Consider the following 21,030-nt stretch of genomic DNA (forward strand, 5'->3'; position numbering starts at 1 on the left):
GGAGCAACACATGGGTTTTCTCGCCGGTAAGCGCGTACTGATCGTCGGTGTCGCCAGCAAGCTGTCCATCGCATCCGGCATCGCTGCCGCCATGCATCGCGAGGGCGCTGAGCTTGCCTTCACTTATCAGAACGACAAACTCAAGGGTCGTGTCGAAGAGTTCGCACAAAGCTGGGGTTCCAACCCTGACCTGTGCTTCCCGTGCGACGTGGCCAGCGATGAAGAAATCGCCAAGGTCTTCGTTGAGCTGGGCAAGAAGTGGGACGGCCTGGACTGCATCGTGCACTCCGTCGGCTTCGCCCCGGGCGACCAACTGGACGGCGACTTCACCGAAGCCACCACCCGTGAAGGTTTCCGCATCGCTCACGACATCAGCGCCTACAGCTTCGTGGCCCTGGCCAAGGCCGGCCGCGAAATGATGAAAGGCCGCAACGGCAGCCTGCTGACCCTGTCGTACCTGGGCGCCGAGCGCACCATGCCGAACTACAACGTCATGGGCATGGCCAAGGCTTCGCTGGAAGCCGGCGTGCGTTACCTGGCCGGCTCCCTGGGCCCGGACGGCACCCGCGTCAACTGCGTATCGGCTGGCCCGATTCGCACCCTCGCCGCTTCCGGCATCAAGAACTTCCGCAAGATGCTGGCCGCCAACGAAGCGCAAACCCCGCTGCGTCGCAACGTCACCATCGACGAAGTCGGCAACGCCGGCGCCTTTCTATGCTCGGACCTGGCGTCCGGCATCAGCGGCGAAATCATGTACGTAGACGGTGGCTTCAACACCACTGCGATGGGTAGCCTGGAAGAGTGATCTTTCGCTAACCCATAAAAAACCCGCCTCGACAGGCGGGTTTTTTGTGCCTGAGATTTCAGGCGTGATGCAAATCCCCTGTGGGAGCGGGCTTGCTCGCGAATGCAGAGTGCCAGTCGACATTGAAGGTGCCTGACACGCCGCATTCGCGAGCAAGCCCGCTCCCACAGGGGTTTTGTGGTTAGTCTTCGATTTGGGTCAGGCATCGGGCAAACAGCTGCTGGATCGGCTGCGTCCTCTGACTGTAGCGCTGCAACAGCACAATCTCGCGGTAGAACGTCAACTCGCCCAACGGGATAATCCTGACTTTCGCCCCATGCTCAAGCCATAACCCGGCCTCGGGCAGCAGTGAAACGCCGAGCCCGCATTCGACCATCTTCACGATGGCTTCCAGCTCATCCAGTTCCAGTGCCACCTGCACTTCAATCTGCTGTTCTCGCAAAAACCGCGTCACCAGGCGACCGCCAAATGAATTGCGGTCGTAGCGCACGTGCGGGTGGCTCGCGAGGACCTGCAACGGTTCATTGCCTTCAAGGTCCATTGGCACAATCAACACAAACGGTTCACGGCGGATAACCTGCGCCGACAGTTCCTTGGGCAGCTCGAACGGCGGCTTGATCAATATCGCCAAGTCGACCTCCCCGGTGTCTACCTGGCTCAACAGGTTCAATGACACACCCGGCACCAGTTTCGGCTCAAGCAACGGCGCCTGCTGCCTCAACCGCAACAACGCCTGAGGCAACAACCCGGTCTGGACCGTGGCTACCGCGCCAATTTTCAACTCGCCGCGATACTCGCGGACATCGTCACTAACGGCCATCCGGCTGAACGTCTCGAGGATCTCCCGCGCCATCGGCAACGCCCGTTGCCCTGCGGCATTGAGAATCGCCTGACGCCCGGTGCGATCGAACAGGCGGATGCCCAGCACCTGTTCCAGATTGCGTATCTGCGCGCTCACCGCCGACTGCGTCAGGCCGATGTGCATCCCGGCGGCCGCGAACGTGCCGTAGCGTGTCACGGCGATGAAGGTTTTCAGTTCGCGCAACATAGGCGTTCTCGATTGATCTAAATAATTTGTGCTCGACGCAAAAACTATCGTCTTTCAATCAAAAAGCATAGCGCTAAACTCAGCCTCATCTCCTGATCATCCGAGGCGAACCTAATGCAACTGTCCCCTTTTCACCTGGCCATCCCGGTTTACGATTTAGCCGCTGCCCGGCGTTTCTATGGCGAAGTGTCCGGCCTGGAAGAAGGCCGCTCCAGCGACCACTGGGTCGACTTCAACTTTTTCGGTCATCAACTGGTGATTCACCTGGCCCCGAAAAACCCTTCTCAGGAAGCCGCGCACACGAATGCCGTGGACGGTCATAACGTGCCGGTGCCGCATTTCGGTGTGGTATTGGGGATGGATGAATGGGAGACGCTGGCCGAGCGTTTGAAAGACCTGGGTACACGCTTCGTGATCGAGCCGGGCATCCGCTTTCAGGGATTGGTAGGCGAACAAGCCACGATGTTTCTCTTCGACCCGTGCGGCAACGCTTTGGAGTTCAAGGCGTTCAAAAACATCGATCAGTTGTTCGCCAAATGATCCGCCCTTCCCTTGACGCCACCACCCTCAGTGAAGCGGTGGTCAATGGCGATACGACCGCTGCCGCCATCGCCGAAGCTTTTCTTGAGCGCATCCAGGCGCAGGAGCCGGATATCCAGGCTTTCGTCTCGTTCGACGCCCAACAGGTACGCGCCGATGCTGCGCAGAACAACGGTCGTGGCCTGCTGGCCGGCGTTCCCGTAGGCGTCAAGGACATCTTCGACACTGCGGCCTACCCCACGCAATTCTTCTCGCCCATCTACACCGGCCATCAACCGTCACGGGATGCCCACGTGGTGACGCTGTTGCGCCAGGCCGGCGCGCTGATCATGGGCAAGACCCACACCACCGAGTTTGCCTACATGCACACCGGTCCGACGCGCAATCCCCACGACCTCGCTCGCACGCCAGGCAGCTCCAGCGCGGGTTCGGCGGCCGGGATGGCGGCGGGTTTCTTCGCCTTGGCGCTGGGTACCCAGACCGCTGGCTCATTGCTCAAGCCGGCATCCTACTGCGGCCTCTTCGCTTACAAACCGTCGCTGGGACTGGTGTCGCTGGAAGGTGTAAAACCGCTGGCGCCAAGCTTCGACACCGTGGGTTGGTACGGAAGATCAGTACGCGATCTGCACCTCGTGGCGCGCGTGCTGATTCCCGGTTTCGTGGTACCTGACGTCGAGCGGCGTCCACTGCGGCTAGGCTTCTGCCGCACGTCACGCTGGGATCAGGTGGACCCCGAGGTGGCCCACGCTCTGGAGCAGGCAGCCGATCAGTTGAGCCACGCTGGCCATCACGTGAGCGAACTGCAACTGCCCGACGAGTTTGCCGGTGTCTTCGACGACCATCAGCTGATTAACGATTGCGAGGGTGCCCGCTCGCTGGCAAAGGAATTTCAACGACATCGAACCCAATTGAGCCCCTCGACACTGGCCATGTTCGAGCGTGCGGCGGCGACAACCTGGGAACAGGAATCCGCTGCCAAGGTGCGACTGGCCGCGCTTTCCCCTCGCTTGAATGAGCTGTGCCAACCCTTCGACGCTATGCTCGGCGCCTCGTGCGGGATGGTTGCGCCCATGGGTCTGGAAAGTACCGGACCGTCGGATTTCATCAAGCTCTGGGGGGCGTTTGGCTGGCCGCAGGTCAATATCCCGCTGATGCGCGCGGAAGGCAGTCTACCGATCGGATTACAGCTGATTGGCAAGTTCAGGGATGACGGCCGGTTGTTGCGTACTGCCGGGTACATTGCAGCGGTTTTGCACTGCGCCACTCAAGAATGACGAGTGTCGTGCATCGCCTTATCGGCCAGGGCCAACACTACTTCGGCAGTCTGGTTTAGCCGAGCATCAAACTCGATCTGGCCAATGCTGAAGTGAATGGCAAAACTGCGATTTGCCGTGGCATTGCGCTCGGCGAGTATTTCCTCGAGGCGTGCCATGATCGCAGACAGCTCTACAACGCTCGCCCCTGTCAGTAGAGCGACAAACTCGTCGTTACCCAGTCGGCCGATCACATCGCTTTCGCGAAAGGCGATTCGCAGCAAGTCAGCAAAGGTTTTCAGGGCGTTATCGCCCTCTGCTCGACCGTACAGGTAATTGATTTGCTTGAAATTATCGAGATCGAAAAACAGTAGCGTGGCCGGTAATGCCAACTGCTGGCAGGCGTCCAGCCCTTGTTGGGCCAGCGCTGTAAACCCGTGACGGTTGGGCAGCAACGTCAACTCGTCCATACTCGCCATCTGCACGCCCATCAGCTCTTGCTCGGCCTTACGAGCCAGATCGCGCAGCAGTTCACGCTCCTTGAGTGGCGAACGCATCGGGTCTGTGCAAGCACCTCGCTTGACCGGTTTGCCTGGGATCAGCATTACTCACTCCATTGGCGGATATGCACTTTAGAGTCGTGCATATCCGGATTGACTCCCTGTTTACGGACCGCCGGTCAACTGCCCTCCACCGGACACGGCCCACCCGCGTCAGCCCACAGCTTGAATTGGCTGACGAAAATGTCGTGGGGCACCGGTACCGGCGCCCTTCCCTCGCCCGGATTCCAGCCCCAGAGCACTAGCTTGTCTTCGCTGACGTGCTTGATCAGCGCTACAAAATCTCGGTCACCATTACTGGAGCGATCCTTGATCATCACGCATAACTTATCGGCTGGCAGACCGATCCAGGCCATCTTGTGCGCTGCGGGCGGCAAGCTCCAATGCGGCGCTCCCGGTGGTGTATGCGGCCCGTAACTGGCGGGCGGATTGGACTCGGCGTGGCAGGTCGCGCAGGGCAAACCGGCAGCGCCCTTGCCGTCCATCCCGCGCACCACGCTCATCGCATGGGGAATCCCGGCGTCGAACTGCAACGGCGAATCGCCCGGGATATGACAGTTCTGGCAACGCGGGCTCTGGAAAACCTTCTGTACCGTGCCGAATGCCTTTATGGCTTCCTTGTCGTCAGCAAACAGGTGCTCGGCATACCCGGTCAGGCCGATCAGCACCACCGCGCCAAGAATCAGATGTCGTTTCATGTCACACCCCCGACAGTTGCAACGGCAGTTCCCGCAGGCGTTGCCCGGTCAGGGTGAACACCGCATTGGCCACTGCCGGTGCCGTGGGTGGGACACCGGCTTCGCCGATACCGCCGGACCTTTGGGTGCTCGGCACGATATGCACTTCAACCACCGGCATTTCGTTCAGCCGCAGCACCCGATAGTCGTGGTAATTGGATTGCACCACTTGGCCGTCCTTGAACGTCAGTTTGCTGTGCAGGGTAAAGCCGAGGCCGAAGGTGATGCAGGATTCCATTTGCGCAGCGATGCTCATCGGGTTGACCGCAATCCCGCAGTCCACCGCGCACACTACCCGGTGCACGCGGATTTTCAGGTTGTCCTGGGACACTTCTGCAACCTGGGCCACGTAACTGCCGAATGACTCATGCACCGCCACGCCCAACGCGTGGCCGTCTGGCAATGGCGCCTTCCAGTTGGCTTTCTCGACGGCAAGGTTCAGCACACCCAAATGCCGTGGATGCGCCTTGAGCAAGGTTCGTCGGTATTCCACCGGGTCCTTTCCGGCCGCTTCCGCCAGTTCGTCGATCAACGACTCCATGACAAACGCCGTGTGGCTGTGCCCCACCGAACGCAGCCACAACACGCTGATGCCCGTTGTCGGTGAGTGCAGTTCCACTTGGTGATTGGCCATGCCTTCAAGGTAAGGGCTGTCGGCAACGCCTTCGACCGACGTCTTGTCGACACCGTCCTTGACCATGGTCGCCTCGAGCATGGTGCCGGCCATGATCGACTGACCGACCATCACATGCTTCCAGGCCATGGGCATGCCGCCAGCGTCCAGGCCGATGCGTGCCTGATGCAGGAATGCCGAGCGGTAATAACCGCCGCGCACGTCGTCCTCCCGGGACCAGACGGTTTTCACCGGCGCGCCTGCTGCCTTGGCGACCTGCACGGCTTCTGCGACAAAATCCGAGGTCGGATTGGCCCGACGACCGAAGCCGCCGCCGAGGAACTCAGTGTGGATTTCAACCTGTTCGGGTTTGAGCCCGGTGATCTTGCCCGCGATCATTTGATCCAGGGTCTGGAACTGCGTGCCGGTCCAGATCTCGCACTTGTCCTTGGAGATTTTCACCGTGCAATTGAGCGGTTCCATCGGTGCGTGGGCCAGGTACGGCACGCTGTACTCGACGTCGATGGTCTTGGCGGCTTTGCCCAGTGCAGCACTGGTATCGCCCGCCTTACTGGCCGAGGTACCGGGGGTGGCCGCGAGTTTGCGGAAACTCTCCAGCAGTTTCTGACTGTCGAGGCCGGCGTTCGGCCCCAGATCCCACTCGACTTTCAGCGCATCGCGCCCAAGCTTCGCCGCCCAGTAATGGTCGGCAATCACCGCCACGCCAGTAGGCACCTGCACCACTTTGTGCACGCCCGGCACAGCCAGCGCCTCGGCGCCTTCGAAGGATTTGACGCTGCCGCCGAACACCGGCGAACGGGCAACCATGGCCGTCATCAAGCCATCGAATTGCACGTCCATGCCGAACTTGGCCCGGCCGGTGATTTTCTCTGGGGTGTCCAGGCGCTTGGTGGGTTTGCCGATGAGTTTCCAGTCCTCGGCCTCCTTGAACATGATCGAAGCCGGATCCGGAATCGGCAGCTTGCCGGCGTCGTCCGCCAGTTCGCCGTAGGTCGCGCGTTTGTCGCCGGCAATGACCACGCCTGACTCGGTGTGAATCGCCGAGGGCGCGACGTTGAAACGCTTGGCCGCCGCATCGATCAGCATCAAGCGCGCTGCCGCGCCGGCCTGCCGATAGCGATCGAATTCCATCCAGGTCGAGGTCGAGCCGCCGGTGATCTGCATCCCGCCGAACCCTGCCATGCCGTAATCCGCCGCCGACGCGGGTGAATGTTCGACGCGGATTTTCGACCAATCGGCGTCCAGCTCTTCGGCAATCAACATGGTCAGGCCGGTCCAGATGCCCTGGCCCATTTCCGAGTGGCCGAGCAGTACGGTGACGACGTTGTCGTTGCCGATCCGTAAAAACGCATTCGGCGCGAAAATATTGCCTTCATTCTCCGCCCCCAAAGCAAAGCGATGAGCGCCGGGGATGACGAACGCCACCACCAGACCACCGCCCAACAGTGCGCTGCCCTTGAGAAAACCGCGACGTGACACAGGGCTGATGCTGTTCATGGTTCAGACTCCCGTCAACGAGGCATCAGCCGATCTCGGCGGCGCGTTTGACCGCTGCACGGATCCTTGGGTAGGTGCCGCAGCGGCAGATATTGCCGGAGAGCGCCTGATCGATGTCGCTGTCGGTCGGTTTGGGGATCTTCGCCAGTAACGCGGCGGCGGACATGATCTGCCCGGACTGGCAGTAACCGCACTGCACCACGTCGAGTTCGGCCCAGGCTTGCTGCACCGGGTGCGAGCCGTCGGTTGACAGGCCTTCGATGGTGAGGATTTTTTGCCCGTGGGCCACTGCGGTGACGGGCGTGATGCAGGAACGCAGCGGCGCACCGTCGACGTGCACGGTGCAGGCGCCGCACTGGGCCATGCCGCAACCGAATTTGGTGCCCGTCAGGTGCGCGACATCGCGCAGGACCCAGAGCAGCGGCATGTCCGCGGGGACATCCAGCTCCTGATCCTTGCCATTGATGTTCAGGGTCAGCATTGCGAATTCCTCAGACTCACGGTGTTCTGAAGGGGCGTCGCTGTGACAACAGAATGCCTACGCGCGCCTCGGGTGATCCCTTCAGCTAAGCGCAAATTGCCGGTTGAGACGGGTTCATCGACCACCGGTCACATGAAGAAGACTGAAATGGCGCGCTCTGTAGCAGCTGTCGTTGTGGCGAGGGGATTTATCCCCGTTCGGCTGCGAAGCAGTCGTGAAACCTGTGATCGCGGTTTTCCTGAAACACCGCATCATCTGATTTCACGACTGCTGCGCAGCCGAACGGGGATAAATCCCCTCGCCACAACGGCAGATACGGACAGGGTTGAGGTTTAGAAATCGGTGGAGACCGACACTTCACGCCATGTCTGCAACTCATCGGCGACGAAGGCGTTCTTGGCTTCGATCGCCGCGACGCAGTCACTGCCCAGCGGTAAGCGCAGCGGTGCTTTTTTCGCTTCCACCAGGGTGATCATGGTCTGCGCGAGCTTGTCCGGGTCGCCCGGCTGATTCAGGGTCACGGCCTTGGCAATTTTGCGTACTTCACCCGCGGTGCTGTCGTAGTCGGCAATCGTTGACGGGGGTTCCACCAGCGAATTGCCTTCGAGGAATTCGGTGCGGAAGTATCCAGGCTCGACAACCGTGACTTTGACCCCCACCGGCGCCAATTCGGCGTGCAGCGCCTCGCTCAGCCCTTCAACGGCAAACTTGGTCGAGCAATAGACGCCGAAGCCCGGCCCCGACGCGTAACCGCCCACCGATGACAGATTGATCACGTGCCCACTGCGAGCGGCGCGCATGTACGGCAGGACGGCGCGAGTGACGTTCAGCAAGCCGAAGACACTGGTTTCGTACACACGTCGCACCTCGTCGGCGCTGGCTTGTTCCACCGCGCCCAGCAAGCCGAAGCCCGCGTTGTTAACCAGCACGTCGATACGCCCGAAGTGATCGATGGCCGCCTTGGCGACGGCAACGCCTTGCGCTTCGTTGGTCACATCGAGGGACACGGCGAGCAACGCGGATTGAGTGCCGAAACGCTGGGTGACGCTGCTGGCATCACGAGCGGTAGCCACCACCGCATCGCCATTGGCCAGTGCAGCGGCGGCGATCTTTGCGCCGATACCGCGGGAAGCGCCAGTGATGAGCCAGACACGTTTGAAGGTGGGGGAAGTGGTCATGATCGAGTTCCTTGTTTGGGTTGGGGTGAGCACAAGGTACGCAGGAAGATTGGTCGGAAAAATACCCTCGTGTTACAAGCACTATGAAACTGTCTTTCATAATGACGCCGACATGAATCACGACCCGTTCGATGGCTTGACCGAGTTTCTGGCGGTGGCCGAGCATAAAAGCTTCACCGTTGCCGCCACCCGGTTGGCGGTGACGCCCACGGCGGTCAGCCACGCGATCAAACTGCTGTAGCGGCGCAGCGGCGTATTGCTGTTCCAGCGCACGACTCGCCGAGTGGCGTTGACCGAGGCCGGTGCCAGCCTGTTCGCCCGTCTGCGCCCGGCGGCCAGATCAACCGATGGGCACGCTGCGCATCACCGCGCCGCGCTTGTCCGGCGCGTTGTTGATCGAGCCACTGATGCCGCTGTTCCGCCAGGCTTATCCGCAGGTCAGCCTCGACATCTCCCTGGACGACGCCACGGTCGATCTGATGGAGAGCGGATTCGATGCCGGGATTCGGCTGGGAGAGTCCATCGAGAAAGACATGATCGCCGTGCGCCTGACACCGGACCTGCAATGGTCGGTGGTGGGTTCGCCGGCTTACTTCGCCAAGGCCGGCAAACCGCTCAGCCCGGAAGCGCTGACCCGGCATGAGTGCATCGGCTTCCGCTTCGCCAACTCCGGCAGCACGCATCGCTGGGAGTTTCGCCGTGACGGGCGAGACTTCACGGTGGGCGTCGAGAGTGGCGTGATTGTCAATGATCGCAAGCTCTGATCTCCGCAGCCCGAAACGGGCTCGGACTCGCTTACGCCTGCAATCTGGAGATCATCGACGAGCTGGCGAACGGTCAACTGGAGCGAGTGCTGCAGCCGTTTGTGCCGTTGAGTTCGGCGTTGTACCTGTATTTCCCGAGCCGCACCCAGACTCAACCGAAACTGCGCGCCTTCATCGATATGGCCACGCAGTGGATCGCTGAACGCGGTGGTCTGGGGCGTTAGAGCCTCGGCTTGAGCAAGATGCCGGTGTAGTGCATGAGAAACAGGCCGAAAGCACTGCTCCAAAGGAGCGCTGAGAGGCCCAGCCCCAGCCCGAAAAACGGTACAACAAACACCCGGCTCACACCGGCGATCACCAGTAAGGCAAAACCCAGCACCACGGTGTTCGATGGCTGCAACAGTCGCCCGGTATGACCCAGGCTGACCCGCGCAATCATTGCCAGTATCAGCCCGCCGATACCACCGACGGCCAATGAGTGCGTGGCCAGACTTTGTTGCGGCATCAAGCCGGTGTGCCACAACGCCATCGCCAACGGGGCAACCACCAGCCAGGCATAAGCGAGGTACAGCGACCAGAGCAGCGGTACGCGCCAAAGGCCCCGATCATGCCAGCGCAACAAGCGCAGCAGGTGCAACGCGCCCATCAGCAGAAACAACGCCCCCAGCCAGGGTCTGGGAGCATCGTTCAACCCACCGGCAAAGGACATGGCCGCGAGCAGGCTGCTCAGCAACAACACTTTGGTTGGCAACGGGTGAGCGGCGGGTGCGGCGGCACGGTTCAAGCCGCGCTGGATAAAGAAGGGAATGACCCGGCCACCAATCACCGTCATAAGCGCCGCCACTAGCCACAAGGCCGCCAACACGCCACGCCGTTGCAGGCCCGCGTCATCCATCGCGATCCCCCACAACGTCATGCCCTGACAACCAGCCATCAGCGCAATCACCAACAGAATCGGGTAGTTGTCGCGCTTGCCGGCGGCCACCAGATCCCGTCCAATCGCCCAGGCCAGAAGCGGTAGAAACGGCACTTGCAACACCAGCAGCACGCTATCGGAAACGGGTAGCAACCAGGCCAGTCGCGCCAGCAGCCATACCAGCACAAGCCCCATCAAGGGCCAGCCGTTGAGGCCAGGGCGTCCGGTCCAGTTGGGCACTGCGGTAAGCAGGAACCCGGCGATAATTGCCGTGGCAAAACCAAACGGCATTTCATGCCGGTGCCAGGCCAGCATCCCGCCAACAGGTTGCGCATCGGGCAGTCGCCCGTAGAGCCAAAGCGCCCAGATCGCCACCGCGATCGCAGCAAACCCGGCACCTGCCAAAAAGAACGGTCGAAAGCCGAGACTGAAGACTGGCGCAGCGGCGAGTCGGCGCATCAGGCGACCGCCCCGACCAGGCCTTTACCCAAGCGATGCTGGGCCAGCAGGCGCATAACGTAGCCAATTTTGAGCAAGGTCGGCCCGATAATGGTCATGGCATGCATCGTCACCAGGGCGACAATCGGCAAATGACCGTCGTAGAGGTAAGCGCCGTAGATACCCATCAAAAGCAGCGCCAGGCCAGCGCCAAGTACGCGACTCGACAAGTGCAGAACGTTCTGAGGATTGATGAAGAAATCGAACATTTTCCGTACTCCTGAAGCAGTTCAGTTGTACGTTTTACTTATCAAGTCTCGTGCCAGTTTTTTTATCCATTTAAATCAGTAACCTGAAGAAAATAGAGTCATATCGACCACTTGCCGAAGTAGTCTGTATGACTCACACAATTGTCATTTTGACTCAGACACATCTATACCTGCGGGCAAATGTCGATCTACGGTCCAGCCAATCGACTACAAGCTGGCTACGCTGATAATCCAGCATGTGTAACTCGTAGAGGAGCACCACCATGCAGCGCGTACAAAAACTGACTCCCTGCCTCTGGTTCGACAATCAGGCCGAAGAAGCGGCGAAGTTTTACTGTTCGATCTTCGATCATTCAAAAATCACCGCCCTCACTCACTACGGCAAGGCCGGCCAAGAGGTTCATGGCATGCCTGAAGGCTCGGTGCTGACGGTCAGTTTCGAACTCGACGGACAGCCGATGACAGGCCTGAATGGCGGTTCGGTTTTCACATTCAGCGAAGCGGTTTCATTTCAGGTCAATTGCCAGACCCAGGATGAAGTCGACCATTTCTGGGGCGCCCTTTCCGCCCATCCAGAGAACGAGCAGTGCGGGTGGGTCAAGGACAAATTCGGTTTGTCCTGGCAGATCGTGCCGGTCGCCATGATGGACATGCTGAAAGACCCCGACACGAAGAAATCACAACGCGCCATGCAAGCCATGATGCAGATGAAAAAACTCGACATCGCCGCACTGCAGCGAGCCTTTAACGGCGAGAGCTAATACACTCCGTTGCTGGCCTGCCGAGGACACTGACGATGAAGCACACCGTTGCCAAAGACGCTGACAAAGCACCCCGCTTCTGGCGCGACGATGCCCTGCCCTTCATCGAAGCCCGATCCATCGCCGACGGCCGGGAGGTTTGCTACACCCGGCATGCCCACGAGCACTTTTCCATCGGTGCGATCACCGCCGGGCGCAGTACCTACCTTCATGAGCAAGCGCAGTTCCAGGTCAGCGCCGGCACCGTGGTGTTGATGAACCCCGATGATGTCCATGCCTGCAATCCCATCGACAACCAGCCGTGGTCATACTTGATGTTGTACGTCGAGACGCCCTGGCTGACCGATTTGCAACATCAGTTCGGCTTCAGCCAGGAGTTGGCGTTTCGGCGGTTTTCCGTTACCCACACCCGCGATGTCAACCTGTTCGCAGGCCTGAACGATTTGTACGAAATACTGGTTGATCCGCTGCAGGACGTGTTGTGCAAACACAGTGCGGCGGTGGAGTTTTTTACCGATGTGCAACAGCGGCTCAACCCGATCGATCAACCGCTGCGCGAGCCCAATTTCAAGCTGGAACGGGCCGCCGACTACATCCGCGACCACTGCACACGCCAGCTCAAGCTCGAGGACATTTGCGAGGCGGCTCAACTGTCGCCGTCCTACCTGATTCGCGCCTTCAAACACCATTACGGCATGACGCCCCACGCCTTTCTGGTCAACCGGCGCATCCAGTTCGCCCGTGATCAATTGCGCAACGGCAAGTTGATTGCCGATGTAGCGCTGGAAGCGGGATTTGCGGATCAGGCGCATTTTCAGCGGGTATTCAAACAGCATCTGGCGGCCACACCGGGGCAATATCGAGGCTGATCAGGGTAACAACAGGTACGCCGCACACACCGCCAACAGAAACGCCATGATCCGGTTGAACAGGCGCATGCCCGCAGGATTGCTCAAGTAACCTTGCAAAAAGGTGCCAGCGTAAGCCCAGCAACCAACGGATACGTAGCAGATTACCAAGTACACCGCCGCGAACTGCCAGACCAACCGCGCCTCGCCATCCGCGACGAAGGCGCCCATCCCCGCTACACACGCCAGCCAGGCTTTCGGGTTGAGCCATTGCATCACCGCGCCATACAACAGCGACGGTGCCCGGCGCGACTTTTTTGCATCGATTCGACCATCGTCCGCCGCCAGCTTCCAGGCCATGAACAACAGAAACGCCACACCCGCCAGTTGCACCACCCGCGTCAGCGCCGGCCACAGCTGCAACACCTCATGCAAACCCAGGCCCATCAACACCAGCAATAAAACGAACCCCAGCGTGGCCCCGGCCACATGCCGCTGACTGGCGCGAAAACCGAACTGCGCCCCCGAACTCAACGCAACAATGTTCACCGGCCCCGGCGTTATCGACGCCACCAGGGCAAATGTCGCCATGGAAATAATCAGACTCATCGCACACCTTCTTCAATTCAGGGAAACCAGCGCTCAAGGTACTGAGCGCCCTGCCCTGCGTATTGAAGAAAACTGCCCAATGCCCATGGGGATTTGTTGATGTCGCACGCTTCGTGTAATTGAGTGGACTCGCCCAAGCCGAGGCGTCTGTGCGCCACGGTGGCATTCTTATAGAAGCCAACGACAGCGAGGGCGAGTCCATTCAATTACAGGACTCGCGGCGTGCCTTTTGTGATCAATCATCCTCGTGCAACTTGATGCCCCGAGCATGCAGCAGATGAGGCACGATCAGCACCAGCAGCGTCAGCGCGAGGAACGACGCGGCGATGGGTTGCGTCAAAAATATCATCCAGTCCCCTTCGCTGATGGACAGCGCATTGCGCAGCTGCTTTTCAGCCATCGGCCCCAGCAGCATGCCCACGATCACTGGCGCGACAGGGAAATCGAAACGCCGCATCAGCACCCCTCCCCAACCGATTGCCAGCATCAGCAGCAGGTCAAACGAAGAGTGGCGCATGCCGTACACGCCGATGGTGGCAAACACCAGAATCCCGGCATTCAGATACGGTCGGGGAATCTGCAACAGCTTGACCCACAACCCCACCAACGGCAGGTTTAATACCAGCAGGATGACGTTGCCGATGTACAGGGAAGCGACAAGTGTCCAGACCAGATCACCCGATGTCTGGAACAGCATCGGCCCCGGCTGCAGGTTGTAGTTCTGGAACGCCGCCAACAGGATCGCCGCCGTGGCGGACGTCGGGATACCGAGCGTCAGCAGCGGCACCAGAGAACCGGTAGCGCTGGCATTGTTGGCCGCCTCGGGACCGGCCACCCCTTCGATGGCGCCCTCGCCCTTGCTGCCTGCGAACTCTTTCGGAAACTTGCTCAGTTTGCGTTCGGCGGAATAGGACAAGAAGGTCGGAATTTCAGCACCACCCGCCGGAATCGAACCGAACGGGAAACCGATCAGTGTTCCCCGCAACCAGGCGGGAATCGAGCGTTTCCAGTCAGCGCGTGTCATCCACAACGACGTCAACCGGTGCCGACCCGATGCTTCTTCTTTTTGATAAAGCAGGCTGTACAACGCCTCGCCCACCGCAAACAAGCCGACCGCCACGAGCACCACTTCGATGCCATCCACCAACTCCGGCACACCCAAGGTGTAGCGGGCAATGCCCGAGGTCGAGTCCAGGCCGATCAAGCCGATGGTCAGGCCAATCCCGAGCGAGGCGAACCCCCGCAGCATCGAAGCGCCGAGCACTGCCGACACAGTCGTGAAGGACAGCACCAGAATCGCAAAATACTCCGCAGGGCCAAAATTGAGCGCCAGCGTGGCAACGATGGGGGCAAACAGGGTGAGCAGAACCGTCGCGATGGTGCCGGCGACAAACGAACCGATAGCCGCCGTCGCCAAGGCCGGCCCTGCCCGTCCGTTCCGGGCCATGAGGTTGCCTTCCAGGGCCGTGACCATGGACGACGATTCCCCGGGCGTATTAAGCAGGATGGACGTGGTCGAACCGCCAAACTGTGCGCCGTAGTAGATGCCGGCGAACATGATCAGCGCCCCGGTAGGATCGACCTTGGCGGTGATCGGCAACAGCAGCGCAACGGTCAGTGCAGGTCCAATCCCCGGCAAGACACCGATGGCCGTGCCGAGCAAGCAGCCGATAAATCCCCACATCAGATTGATCGGGGTCAGCGCGGCGGCAAAACCGACGGCCAGGCTTGAGAGAATATCCATCGAGTTTATCTCCTTGGGCCGGGGTCAGAGCCAGGCGTTGATCAGGGGCGGCAGGGAAACCCCGAGCCCGGCGTTGAACAGCCAGTAAATCGGCAGCGTCAAGGCAATGCCGATGGCCAGGTCCCGCACCGGGCGGCGACTGCCAAAACCCCGGGCCGAACAGGCAAACAGCAACCCGGCCGACAGGACGAAGCCGATGAGGTTAATCAGCACGGCCACGGCCACGAGACCCGCGGTGACCCAGGCGGCCCCGAGCATGCCGCCGGGCAGCGCTTTGGCAGACTCGTCATCGTGGTCCGCCAATTCGCGAAAACCACCGGTCACGGACTGATAACACAGCAACAGGCCGACGACGCCAAGGAACACCGCCAACGCGTAGGGGTAGACATGAGCGCCCAGAATGACGAACCCCATCTCCTCAGGAAAGCGGTAGGCGCCGAACGCCAGTACGGCACTGATGGCGACCACACCCAAGCCGATCGCCAGTTGTACCGGAATGAATGTGCGAGGTGGGTTCATTTTATCAACCCGACCTCGACCAACATCCCATGCAGGCGCACGTGCTCTGCGTCGACGAATTTGCCGAACTCATCGCCGGTCAGGACGTTGGGTGCCCATTTATTGGTCTCGACATTGGCTTTCCAGCCATTGCTTTCGGCGGCGGCCAAGACGGCGTCGGTCACTTCCTTGCGCTGCTCGGGGGTGAGGCCCGCCGCACCGTAAACACCCCGCCAGTTGCCGATAATCACGTCGTAGCCGCTTTCTTTCAGCGTCGGCGCATCGATACCGGCAATACGCTCGGGCGCGCCGATGGCGAGCACACGGAACTGGCCGTTCCTGATGTATTGGCCCAGTTCGGCGTAACCGCCGGTGATCACCTTGATCTGACCGCCCAATACCTGAGCCACGACTTCACCCCCACCGGCGAACGCCACGTAGTTCACCTTGTTGACGGGGATACCCATTCTGCTGGCCAGATCGGCGATGCCGATGTGATCAATCGAGCCCTTGGAGCCACCGCCCCAAGTGATGCTGGAGGGTTTTTCCTTGAAGGCTTTGAGCAAGTCGTCCAGGGTTTTGAACTCGGACTCCTTGCGCACGGCAATCACGTTGTATTCGGTAAACAGCCGTGCGATCGGCGTCACGTCCTTCAAGGTGATTGGCGGTTTGTTCTGTTCAATACCCGCGACCATGATCGCGCCGACAACCAGCAGTGCATTCGGATCGCCCTTGGTGCTGTTGGCAAATTGCGCCAGCCCCAACGTGCCGCCGGCCCCGCCCTTGTTCTCGAAGGTGACGGATTTGGCCGCTTTGGCCTCGACCAGGGCTTTGCCCAGATCTCGTGCAGTCTGGTCATAGCCGCCACCAACCGAGCCCGGGGCCATGAACTTGACGGTGTCCAGCGCAAAGGCCGGTGTAGTGAGCGCCGCAGCGGTAATCGCAACTGCGATGGAGCGGCTGAATCGACGGAACAAGGCGAGCATATGGAGTCTCCCGATATCATTTTTTTGGGTGCCGATTGAATCTCGCTCAGGAGCAAACCCTGCTCACTGAACATGCGTCTGTGAACAAGCGTAGGTCATGGTTGTGTTTATGGCGTCTTGTTAAGACTCGGGTACTTCGACGGGGGCTGGTGGCGCGGCCTGCGGGCGTTTCGCCAGGCGGATCTTGCGGGCTATGTCCACAAACGGCGTGACGATCAGGCTGTAGACCGTCAGGTAGCGTTCGTGATCCGCTTCATCGGTACCGAAGCGGATGGCTTCCGGCTTCGATGTGGTGACGTAGAGCGTTCCGAACATCCAGTCCCAGAGTGACAGGTTGACTCCGAAGTTCTTGTTGATGTGTCGGGCCGCGTCACTGTGGTGAATCTGGTGCTGGGCCGGACTGTTCAACACATGCTCGAACACTGGCCCGAACGATAGCCAGACATGGGTATGACGCAGGTTTGCGGCAAGACCGTTGAAGATCAGTACCAGCCAGGTCACGCCAAACAAGGTGTAACGGCTGATCTCGCCACCGCAGGCGTACCAGAAGACGCCGGCAAAGGCCGCGATGCAGACGGTATTCGTCAGCTTTTCAACAATTTTTTCCACGAAGTGAACCCGGCTTGCAGTGGCGGGGACCAGAACGGGTGCCGAATGATGGACCTTGTGAAACTCCCACAACCATCGTGAATGAAAGGCCCGGTGTACCGAATAGTTGGCAAAATCCTTGACCAGAAACACCCCCAATCCGAACAGCAGCGAGAGTGAGAGGTGGTCCCCGACTTGCACCCGTGCGCCCCAAAGGTTGGTCATGAAGCGGACGTAGTCCCCGGAACGCAGGATGTACGGGTCCACCAGACCGACGATGGGCAACACCAGCGACACTTTCAGGATGGCGCGGACGAAGTAGTAGCGGTAATCCAGCAACGCCGAGCGGTGCAAATGAACCCGGGTCCCGCCGATGAATTGCCCGAAAGTACGCGCGTCGGTCAGCCCGCGGGATTTCCTGAAGCGAAACAGGCCGTAGGCAACGCCGTAGGAGGACAACAGAAACACCAGGCCGAAGCGGCCGTTCAAATCGAAGATGCCAAGAAACTGGTCGGTGACCGGCGTAATCACCCACAGAAACAGGTAGTCATAGAAAAGCGCAAGAACATCCACAAGCAGTTGGCCTCCGTCAACGAGAAGAAAGTGTATATCAGATCGCTAGAGTGGTGAATGGCCCGCCCCCTGCGCAAGACACAAGCGGGCTTGCGCGCGAAGAACGATAACGCGGTGTACCTGCCAGTCATCCGGCTTTGGTCAGCTATGGCTCCGCTACGTATAAGCCCCCACCACCCGCCTCACTTTCTCCAGCGCCACTGCAAGCGCGTCCATGTCCACCGAGCCCAGGGCCAGGCGAATCGCGTGCGGCACATGGACCGAAGTCGCAAACGGTTCGGCGGTTGATACCGCCACCTGCTCGCGCATCAACGCCATGGCGATCTGGTCCGCCCGTGCGTCTTCCGACAAGGGCAGCCAGATGAAGTAGGAAGATGGATGGCGCACGAAATGCAGGCCGGCCAGGTGCTTGTCGGCCAGGGCCTGCCGGGCTTGTGCATCTGCGCGCTTTTGCGCCTCCAGCAGGCTGACAGTTCCGTCATCGATCCACGCGCAGGCAATCGCAGTCATCACCCCGGGCGTATTCCAGGTGGTCGCCCTGATCGTGCGCTCCAGTGCGGCCACCGTTTGCACGGGTGCTGCGACGAATCCGACACGTAACCCGGTGGCGACGCTTTTGGAAAATCCTGAAACGTACACCGTCCTTTCAGGTGCCATTTGCGCAATGGGTGGCAACGAATCTTCCGCCAGAAACGCGTACGCAGCGTCCTCGATGATGTGCAGGTCGTGCTTGCGTGCAATCGCCACGAGGTGCTCACGTTGATCCGCTGCCATCACCCATCCCAACGGATTGTGCAACGTCGGCATGGTGTAGAGGGCACGTACCGAGCGGCTCCGGCAGAGCTTTTCGAGTGCATCGAGATCAGGCCCGGTGTCAGTGCCAGGAATGGGCACGACTTCAAGATGCAGCGTTTCAGCCAGCACCTTGAACCCCGGATAGGTCAAGGCATCAGCCGCGATCACATCACCCGGTTGCAGCAGCGCCATCAGGGCCACCGTCAATCCGTGCTGAGCGCCACTGACAAGCAACACCTGCTCGGCCTGGACCGTCAGTCCGCGCGCCTCCAGATGGCGCGCGACCGATGCCCGCTCGTGCGGACGGCCCGCGTGCGGTTGGTAGCGCAGATGGGATTCCAGGTCGCCGGACAACGCGAGCTGACGCAAGGCTGTGCGCAGCAGATCGGCCTGCCCCGGTACGGACGGATAGTTGAAGTTGAGGTCGATCATCCCCGCCACAACGCTGGGCTGGTGGATGCCCAGACTCGGTGGCAGTGAAGTCTCGCGGACGAAAGTACCGCGCCCCGTTTCGCCACTGACCAGGCCCATGGCCTCCAGCTCCCCATAGACCCTGCTTGCAGTGACCAGGGCCAATCCGTGGGTAGCGGCAAGCAGACGGTGAGTCGGCAAGCGCGTGCCCGGCAACAACCGCCCTGAACGGATATCGGCTGCAAAGGCATCCACCAGCGACTTGTACCGGGAGCGAGGCATAGGGAAATGTATCCATGACAATTTTTTGATTGTATCGATAGTCGGTCATACGATGCGCCTCATGCAACCCGACACATGAGTGGACGCGAAATGGAACGGACATCGAAGCTGCACAACCAGACGTTGGAAAAGAATACGAGCGGGTTAATCAATGGGCTGATCGGCGTAGTGATCTTCAGCGGTTCGCTGCCCGCGACTCGGGTGGCAGTGCTGGAATTCGACCCGGTCTTTCTGACCGTGGCCCGAGCCACCATCGCTGGCGTGCTGGCGCTGTGCATTTTGTGGCTGTTCGAGGAAAAGCGGCCTGCGCGAAACCAATTGTTGCCCTTGGTTATCGTCGCGATGGGCGTGGTGGTCGGGTTTCCGCTGCTGACCGCGCTGGCGCTTCAGTACGTGACGTCCGCGCATTCCATTGTCTTCGTCGGTATGTTGCCGCTTGCGACCGCCGCGTTCGGTGTGTTGCGCGGTGGCGAGCGGCCCCGGCCGGCGTTCTGGTTCTTCTCTGTTTTGGGCAGCCTGCTGGTGGTCGGATTCGCCGTTTCCCAAGGACTGACCGCCTCGCCGACAGGCGACATCCTGATGCTGTTGGCCATCCTTGCCTGCGGCCTCGGCTATGCCGAAGGCGCGAAGCTGTCCAAAACACTGGGCGGCTGGCAGGTGATTTCATGGGCGCTGGTGTTGTCGCTGCCGATTGTCGCCCCGCTGACCTGGTGGCTGACGCCCCCTTCGTTCTCGGGGATCAGTGCGCCGGCGTGGTTGAGCCTGGCGTACGTGTCGCTGTTCAGCATGCTGATCGGTTTTGTATTCTGGTATCGCGGGCTGGCACAGGGAGGGATTGCGGCCGTTGGACAGCTTCAACTGCTTCAGCCTTTCTTTGGGTTGGCGCTGGCGGCCACGTTGCTTCACGAGCAGGTCAGCATCGGCATGCTGGGGGTCACCGTTGCGGTGATCATGTGTGTGGTGGGTGCGAGGAGATTTGCGAAATAACGCCCCGGCACCCGGCAAAGCCCGCAGGTCTTGTGGCTACCAAAAACCCCCAGTGATCGGCAAACCACAGCGGGTTTTCTTCGCGTTTAAAACACCGCGAGCCGCTGCCATGCCATTTCTGACCCTGATTGACGGCCAGATATCAGTTACCCATTACCACAGCAGACCGCACCTACTTGGGCAGATCAATTTTATCCAACACCCGTTTCGCGGTGATCTCCGCCACCATGATGCTGTTGGAAATGCCCAGCAGCGCATAACGCGATTCACCCTCCAGATGATCCACCAATTGATGGACCATCACATCGACCGAGGCCAGGGTCTCGACCAGATAAACCGCCAATGTTTCGGCCGTAGCCTCGGGGTCCACTGAAAACAGAGTACTGCGTGTGCGCGGGGTGGACTTGATGTCCGCATTCGAGGGGAAGCGGAAGTCGAGCGCCCGCTCGGCGGCATCGTTGAGCTTCTTGGAGTCGGTGGATTCGTACGGGGAAACGTCGTCCGTTTCCAGGGGATTGGGTGTGGCTTTGAACATGGTGATGCTCCTTGATTAGCGGAGCCGCCACCGTTCGCGGTCAAACGAACAGAGGTGGCAGCTGTACGCGGGTTGACCGACCGGAAATCAAGGAATCCGGCACACCCGAAGATGTCCCACGCACAGCCACCGCAAAAAAGCCGGAAGCTTTTCCTGGTCACTGGTACGCCTTGATTGAATCGGACGGTCAAGTCCGGACGCTAAATTGGCAGCGACCCGGAAACGATAGAGACCAGGCCCAAGGCGCACAAGCCGGCGGATTCTGGCGCAGCCGTAGGCAACGGCGCAAGGAT

The 21,030-nt window shown here is 60.2% G+C and carries 21 protein-coding genes and 1 pseudogene; 7 read left to right on the forward strand and 15 right to left on the reverse strand.

Annotated features, from left to right (window positions below):
• Positions 1-10: 10 nt before the first annotated feature.
• Complete coding sequence (fabI, locus tag EYC95_RS26240) at positions 11-805, forward strand: enoyl-ACP reductase FabI (RefSeq protein ID WP_008152082.1); 795 nt, start codon at positions 11-13, stop codon at positions 803-805.
• A gap of 181 nt (positions 806-986) precedes the next feature.
• Here the strand turns inward: fabI and EYC95_RS26250 are convergent, their stop codons facing one another.
• The gene (locus tag EYC95_RS26250) at positions 987-1,853 is read right to left on the reverse strand and encodes a LysR family transcriptional regulator (protein WP_131062918.1); all 867 of its coding nucleotides are present in this window, start codon (positions 1,851-1,853) and stop codon (positions 987-989) included.
• Between the two features lie 114 nt (positions 1,854-1,967).
• Between EYC95_RS26250 and EYC95_RS26255 the strand changes: the two genes are divergently transcribed.
• Positions 1,968-2,393, forward strand: a complete 426-nt coding sequence (locus EYC95_RS26255) for a VOC family protein (protein ID WP_131062919.1) — start codon at positions 1,968-1,970, stop codon at positions 2,391-2,393.
• Positions 2,390-3,667 carry an amidase gene (locus tag EYC95_RS26260; RefSeq protein WP_131062920.1) on the forward strand — a complete coding sequence of 426 codons (1,278 nt, stop codon included), beginning with the start codon at positions 2,390-2,392 and terminating at the stop codon, positions 3,665-3,667. Before EYC95_RS26255 ends, EYC95_RS26260 begins: the two co-directional genes overlap by 4 nt.
• Here EYC95_RS26260 and EYC95_RS26265 read toward each other — a convergent pair.
• The 5 genes from EYC95_RS26265 to EYC95_RS26285 form a co-directional block, all read right to left on the reverse strand.
• Complete coding sequence (locus tag EYC95_RS26265; RefSeq protein ID WP_131062921.1) at positions 3,658-4,251, reverse strand: GGDEF domain-containing protein; 594 nt, start codon at positions 4,249-4,251, stop codon at positions 3,658-3,660. The two genes, EYC95_RS26260 and EYC95_RS26265, sit on opposite strands and share 10 nt — an antisense overlap.
• 74 nt (positions 4,252-4,325) lie before the next feature.
• Complete coding sequence (locus tag EYC95_RS26270; protein WP_131062922.1) at positions 4,326-4,904, reverse strand: hypothetical protein; 579 nt, start codon at positions 4,902-4,904, stop codon at positions 4,326-4,328.
• A gap of 1 nt (position 4,905) precedes the next feature.
• On the reverse strand, positions 4,906-7,074 hold the full coding sequence (locus tag EYC95_RS26275) for a xanthine dehydrogenase family protein molybdopterin-binding subunit (RefSeq protein ID WP_131062923.1): 2,169 nt from the start codon (positions 7,072-7,074) through the stop codon (positions 4,906-4,908).
• Positions 7,075-7,099: 25 nt separating this feature from the next.
• Positions 7,100-7,555: a (2Fe-2S)-binding protein gene (locus EYC95_RS26280; RefSeq protein ID WP_131062924.1), complete on the reverse strand. Its 456-nt coding sequence runs from the start codon at positions 7,553-7,555 to the stop codon at positions 7,100-7,102.
• A gap of 332 nt (positions 7,556-7,887) precedes the next feature.
• Positions 7,888-8,733, reverse strand: a complete 846-nt coding sequence (locus tag EYC95_RS26285) for an oxidoreductase (protein ID WP_131062925.1) — start codon at positions 8,731-8,733, stop codon at positions 7,888-7,890.
• Between the two features lie 112 nt (positions 8,734-8,845).
• Between EYC95_RS26285 and EYC95_RS26290 the strand changes: the two are divergent.
• A pseudogene (locus EYC95_RS26290) lies at positions 8,846-9,721 on the forward strand (LysR family transcriptional regulator).
• Here EYC95_RS26290 and EYC95_RS26295 read toward each other — a convergent pair.
• Together EYC95_RS26295 and EYC95_RS26300 are read right to left on the reverse strand one after the other, a co-directional pair.
• Positions 9,718-10,872 carry an NnrS family protein gene (locus tag EYC95_RS26295; RefSeq protein WP_131062926.1) on the reverse strand — a complete coding sequence of 385 codons (1,155 nt, stop codon included), beginning with the start codon at positions 10,870-10,872 and terminating at the stop codon, positions 9,718-9,720. The pseudogene EYC95_RS26290 and the gene EYC95_RS26295 sit on opposite strands and share 4 nt — an antisense overlap.
• Positions 10,872-11,120: a transmembrane sensor/regulator PpyR gene (locus EYC95_RS26300; protein WP_131062927.1), complete on the reverse strand. Its 249-nt coding sequence runs from the start codon at positions 11,118-11,120 to the stop codon at positions 10,872-10,874. The genes EYC95_RS26295 and EYC95_RS26300 overlap by 1 nt, the downstream gene beginning before the upstream one ends.
• A 263-nt stretch (positions 11,121-11,383) precedes the next feature.
• Between EYC95_RS26300 and EYC95_RS26310 the strand changes: the two genes are divergently transcribed.
• Positions 11,384-11,881, forward strand: a complete 498-nt coding sequence (locus tag EYC95_RS26310; RefSeq protein WP_131062928.1) for a VOC family protein — start codon at positions 11,384-11,386, stop codon at positions 11,879-11,881.
• Between the two features lie 35 nt (positions 11,882-11,916).
• Positions 11,917-12,750 (forward strand): AraC family transcriptional regulator, encoded by an 834-nt coding sequence (locus EYC95_RS26315; protein ID WP_131062929.1) that lies wholly within the window; start codon positions 11,917-11,919, stop codon positions 12,748-12,750.
• Here the strand turns inward: EYC95_RS26315 and EYC95_RS26320 are convergent, their stop codons facing one another.
• The 6 genes from EYC95_RS26320 to EYC95_RS26345 form a co-directional block, all read right to left on the reverse strand.
• Positions 12,751-13,338 carry a LysE family translocator gene (locus EYC95_RS26320; RefSeq protein WP_131062930.1) on the reverse strand — a complete coding sequence of 196 codons (588 nt, stop codon included), beginning with the start codon at positions 13,336-13,338 and terminating at the stop codon, positions 12,751-12,753.
• 235 nt (positions 13,339-13,573) lie between these two features.
• Positions 13,574-15,082: a tripartite tricarboxylate transporter permease gene (locus EYC95_RS26325; RefSeq protein WP_131062931.1), complete on the reverse strand. Its 1,509-nt coding sequence runs from the start codon at positions 15,080-15,082 to the stop codon at positions 13,574-13,576.
• A gap of 24 nt (positions 15,083-15,106) precedes the next feature.
• Positions 15,107-15,601: a tripartite tricarboxylate transporter TctB family protein gene (locus EYC95_RS26330; protein WP_131062932.1), complete on the reverse strand. Its 495-nt coding sequence runs from the start codon at positions 15,599-15,601 to the stop codon at positions 15,107-15,109.
• A complete protein-coding gene (locus EYC95_RS26335) occupies positions 15,598-16,566 on the reverse strand; it encodes a tripartite tricarboxylate transporter substrate binding protein (protein WP_131062933.1) in 969 nt (322 codons plus the stop codon). The genes EYC95_RS26330 and EYC95_RS26335 overlap by 4 nt, the downstream gene beginning before the upstream one ends.
• 120 nt (positions 16,567-16,686) lie before the next feature.
• Entirely contained in the window at positions 16,687-17,727 is a 1,041-nt protein-coding gene (locus EYC95_RS26340) for a sterol desaturase family protein (protein ID WP_131062934.1), read from the reverse strand.
• A 156-nt stretch (positions 17,728-17,883) separates the two neighbouring features.
• Complete coding sequence (locus tag EYC95_RS26345; RefSeq protein ID WP_131062935.1) at positions 17,884-19,215, reverse strand: PLP-dependent aminotransferase family protein; 1,332 nt, start codon at positions 19,213-19,215, stop codon at positions 17,884-17,886.
• A 90-nt stretch (positions 19,216-19,305) separates the two neighbouring features.
• Here EYC95_RS26345 and EYC95_RS26350 point away from each other — a divergent pair, with 90 nt between their 5' ends.
• On the forward strand, positions 19,306-20,202 hold the full coding sequence (locus EYC95_RS26350; protein WP_131062936.1) for a DMT family transporter: 897 nt from the start codon (positions 19,306-19,308) through the stop codon (positions 20,200-20,202).
• A 172-nt stretch (positions 20,203-20,374) separates the two neighbouring features.
• Here EYC95_RS26350 and EYC95_RS26355 read toward each other — a convergent pair whose 3' ends face one another.
• Positions 20,375-20,737, reverse strand: coding sequence for a DUF6124 family protein (locus EYC95_RS26355; RefSeq protein WP_131062937.1), 363 nt, complete (start codon positions 20,735-20,737; stop codon positions 20,375-20,377).
• Between the last annotated feature and the right edge of the window lie 293 nt (positions 20,738-21,030).

It is taken from the genome of Pseudomonas sp. BGI-2 (genome assembly GCF_004310295.1).
GTDB lineage: Bacteria > Pseudomonadota > Gammaproteobacteria > Pseudomonadales > Pseudomonadaceae > Aquipseudomonas.

What these genes read in the sequence shown, in the direction of transcription:
- fabI (WP_008152082.1), top strand. Translation starts at nt 11, where the DNA reads ATGGGTTTTCTCGCCGGTAAGCGCGTACTGATCGTCGGTGTCGCCAGC.
- EYC95_RS26250 (WP_131062918.1), bottom strand. Translation starts at nt 1,853, where the DNA reads ATGTTGCGCGAACTGAAAACCTTCATCGCCGTGACACGCTACGGCACG.
- EYC95_RS26255 (WP_131062919.1), top strand. Translation starts at nt 1,968, where the DNA reads ATGCAACTGTCCCCTTTTCACCTGGCCATCCCGGTTTACGATTTAGCC.
- EYC95_RS26260 (WP_131062920.1), top strand. Translation starts at nt 2,390, where the DNA reads ATGATCCGCCCTTCCCTTGACGCCACCACCCTCAGTGAAGCGGTGGTC.
- EYC95_RS26265 (WP_131062921.1), bottom strand. Translation starts at nt 4,251, where the DNA reads ATGCTGATCCCAGGCAAACCGGTCAAGCGAGGTGCTTGCACAGACCCG.
- EYC95_RS26270 (WP_131062922.1), bottom strand. Translation starts at nt 4,904, where the DNA reads ATGAAACGACATCTGATTCTTGGCGCGGTGGTGCTGATCGGCCTGACC.
- EYC95_RS26275 (WP_131062923.1), bottom strand. Translation starts at nt 7,074, where the DNA reads ATGAACAGCATCAGCCCTGTGTCACGTCGCGGTTTTCTCAAGGGCAGC.
- EYC95_RS26280 (WP_131062924.1), bottom strand. Translation starts at nt 7,555, where the DNA reads ATGCTGACCCTGAACATCAATGGCAAGGATCAGGAGCTGGATGTCCCC.
- EYC95_RS26285 (WP_131062925.1), bottom strand. Translation starts at nt 8,733, where the DNA reads ATGACCACTTCCCCCACCTTCAAACGTGTCTGGCTCATCACTGGCGCT.
- EYC95_RS26295 (WP_131062926.1), bottom strand. Translation starts at nt 10,872, where the DNA reads ATGCGCCGACTCGCCGCTGCGCCAGTCTTCAGTCTCGGCTTTCGACCG.
- EYC95_RS26300 (WP_131062927.1), bottom strand. Translation starts at nt 11,120, where the DNA reads ATGTTCGATTTCTTCATCAATCCTCAGAACGTTCTGCACTTGTCGAGT.
- EYC95_RS26310 (WP_131062928.1), top strand. Translation starts at nt 11,384, where the DNA reads ATGCAGCGCGTACAAAAACTGACTCCCTGCCTCTGGTTCGACAATCAG.
- EYC95_RS26315 (WP_131062929.1), top strand. Translation starts at nt 11,917, where the DNA reads ATGAAGCACACCGTTGCCAAAGACGCTGACAAAGCACCCCGCTTCTGG.
- EYC95_RS26320 (WP_131062930.1), bottom strand. Translation starts at nt 13,338, where the DNA reads ATGAGTCTGATTATTTCCATGGCGACATTTGCCCTGGTGGCGTCGATA.
- EYC95_RS26325 (WP_131062931.1), bottom strand. Translation starts at nt 15,082, where the DNA reads ATGGATATTCTCTCAAGCCTGGCCGTCGGTTTTGCCGCCGCGCTGACC.
- EYC95_RS26330 (WP_131062932.1), bottom strand. Translation starts at nt 15,601, where the DNA reads ATGAACCCACCTCGCACATTCATTCCGGTACAACTGGCGATCGGCTTG.
- EYC95_RS26335 (WP_131062933.1), bottom strand. Translation starts at nt 16,566, where the DNA reads ATGCTCGCCTTGTTCCGTCGATTCAGCCGCTCCATCGCAGTTGCGATT.
- EYC95_RS26345 (WP_131062935.1), bottom strand. Translation starts at nt 19,215, where the DNA reads ATGCCTCGCTCCCGGTACAAGTCGCTGGTGGATGCCTTTGCAGCCGAT.
- EYC95_RS26350 (WP_131062936.1), top strand. Translation starts at nt 19,306, where the DNA reads ATGGAACGGACATCGAAGCTGCACAACCAGACGTTGGAAAAGAATACG.
- EYC95_RS26355 (WP_131062937.1), bottom strand. Translation starts at nt 20,737, where the DNA reads ATGTTCAAAGCCACACCCAATCCCCTGGAAACGGACGACGTTTCCCCG.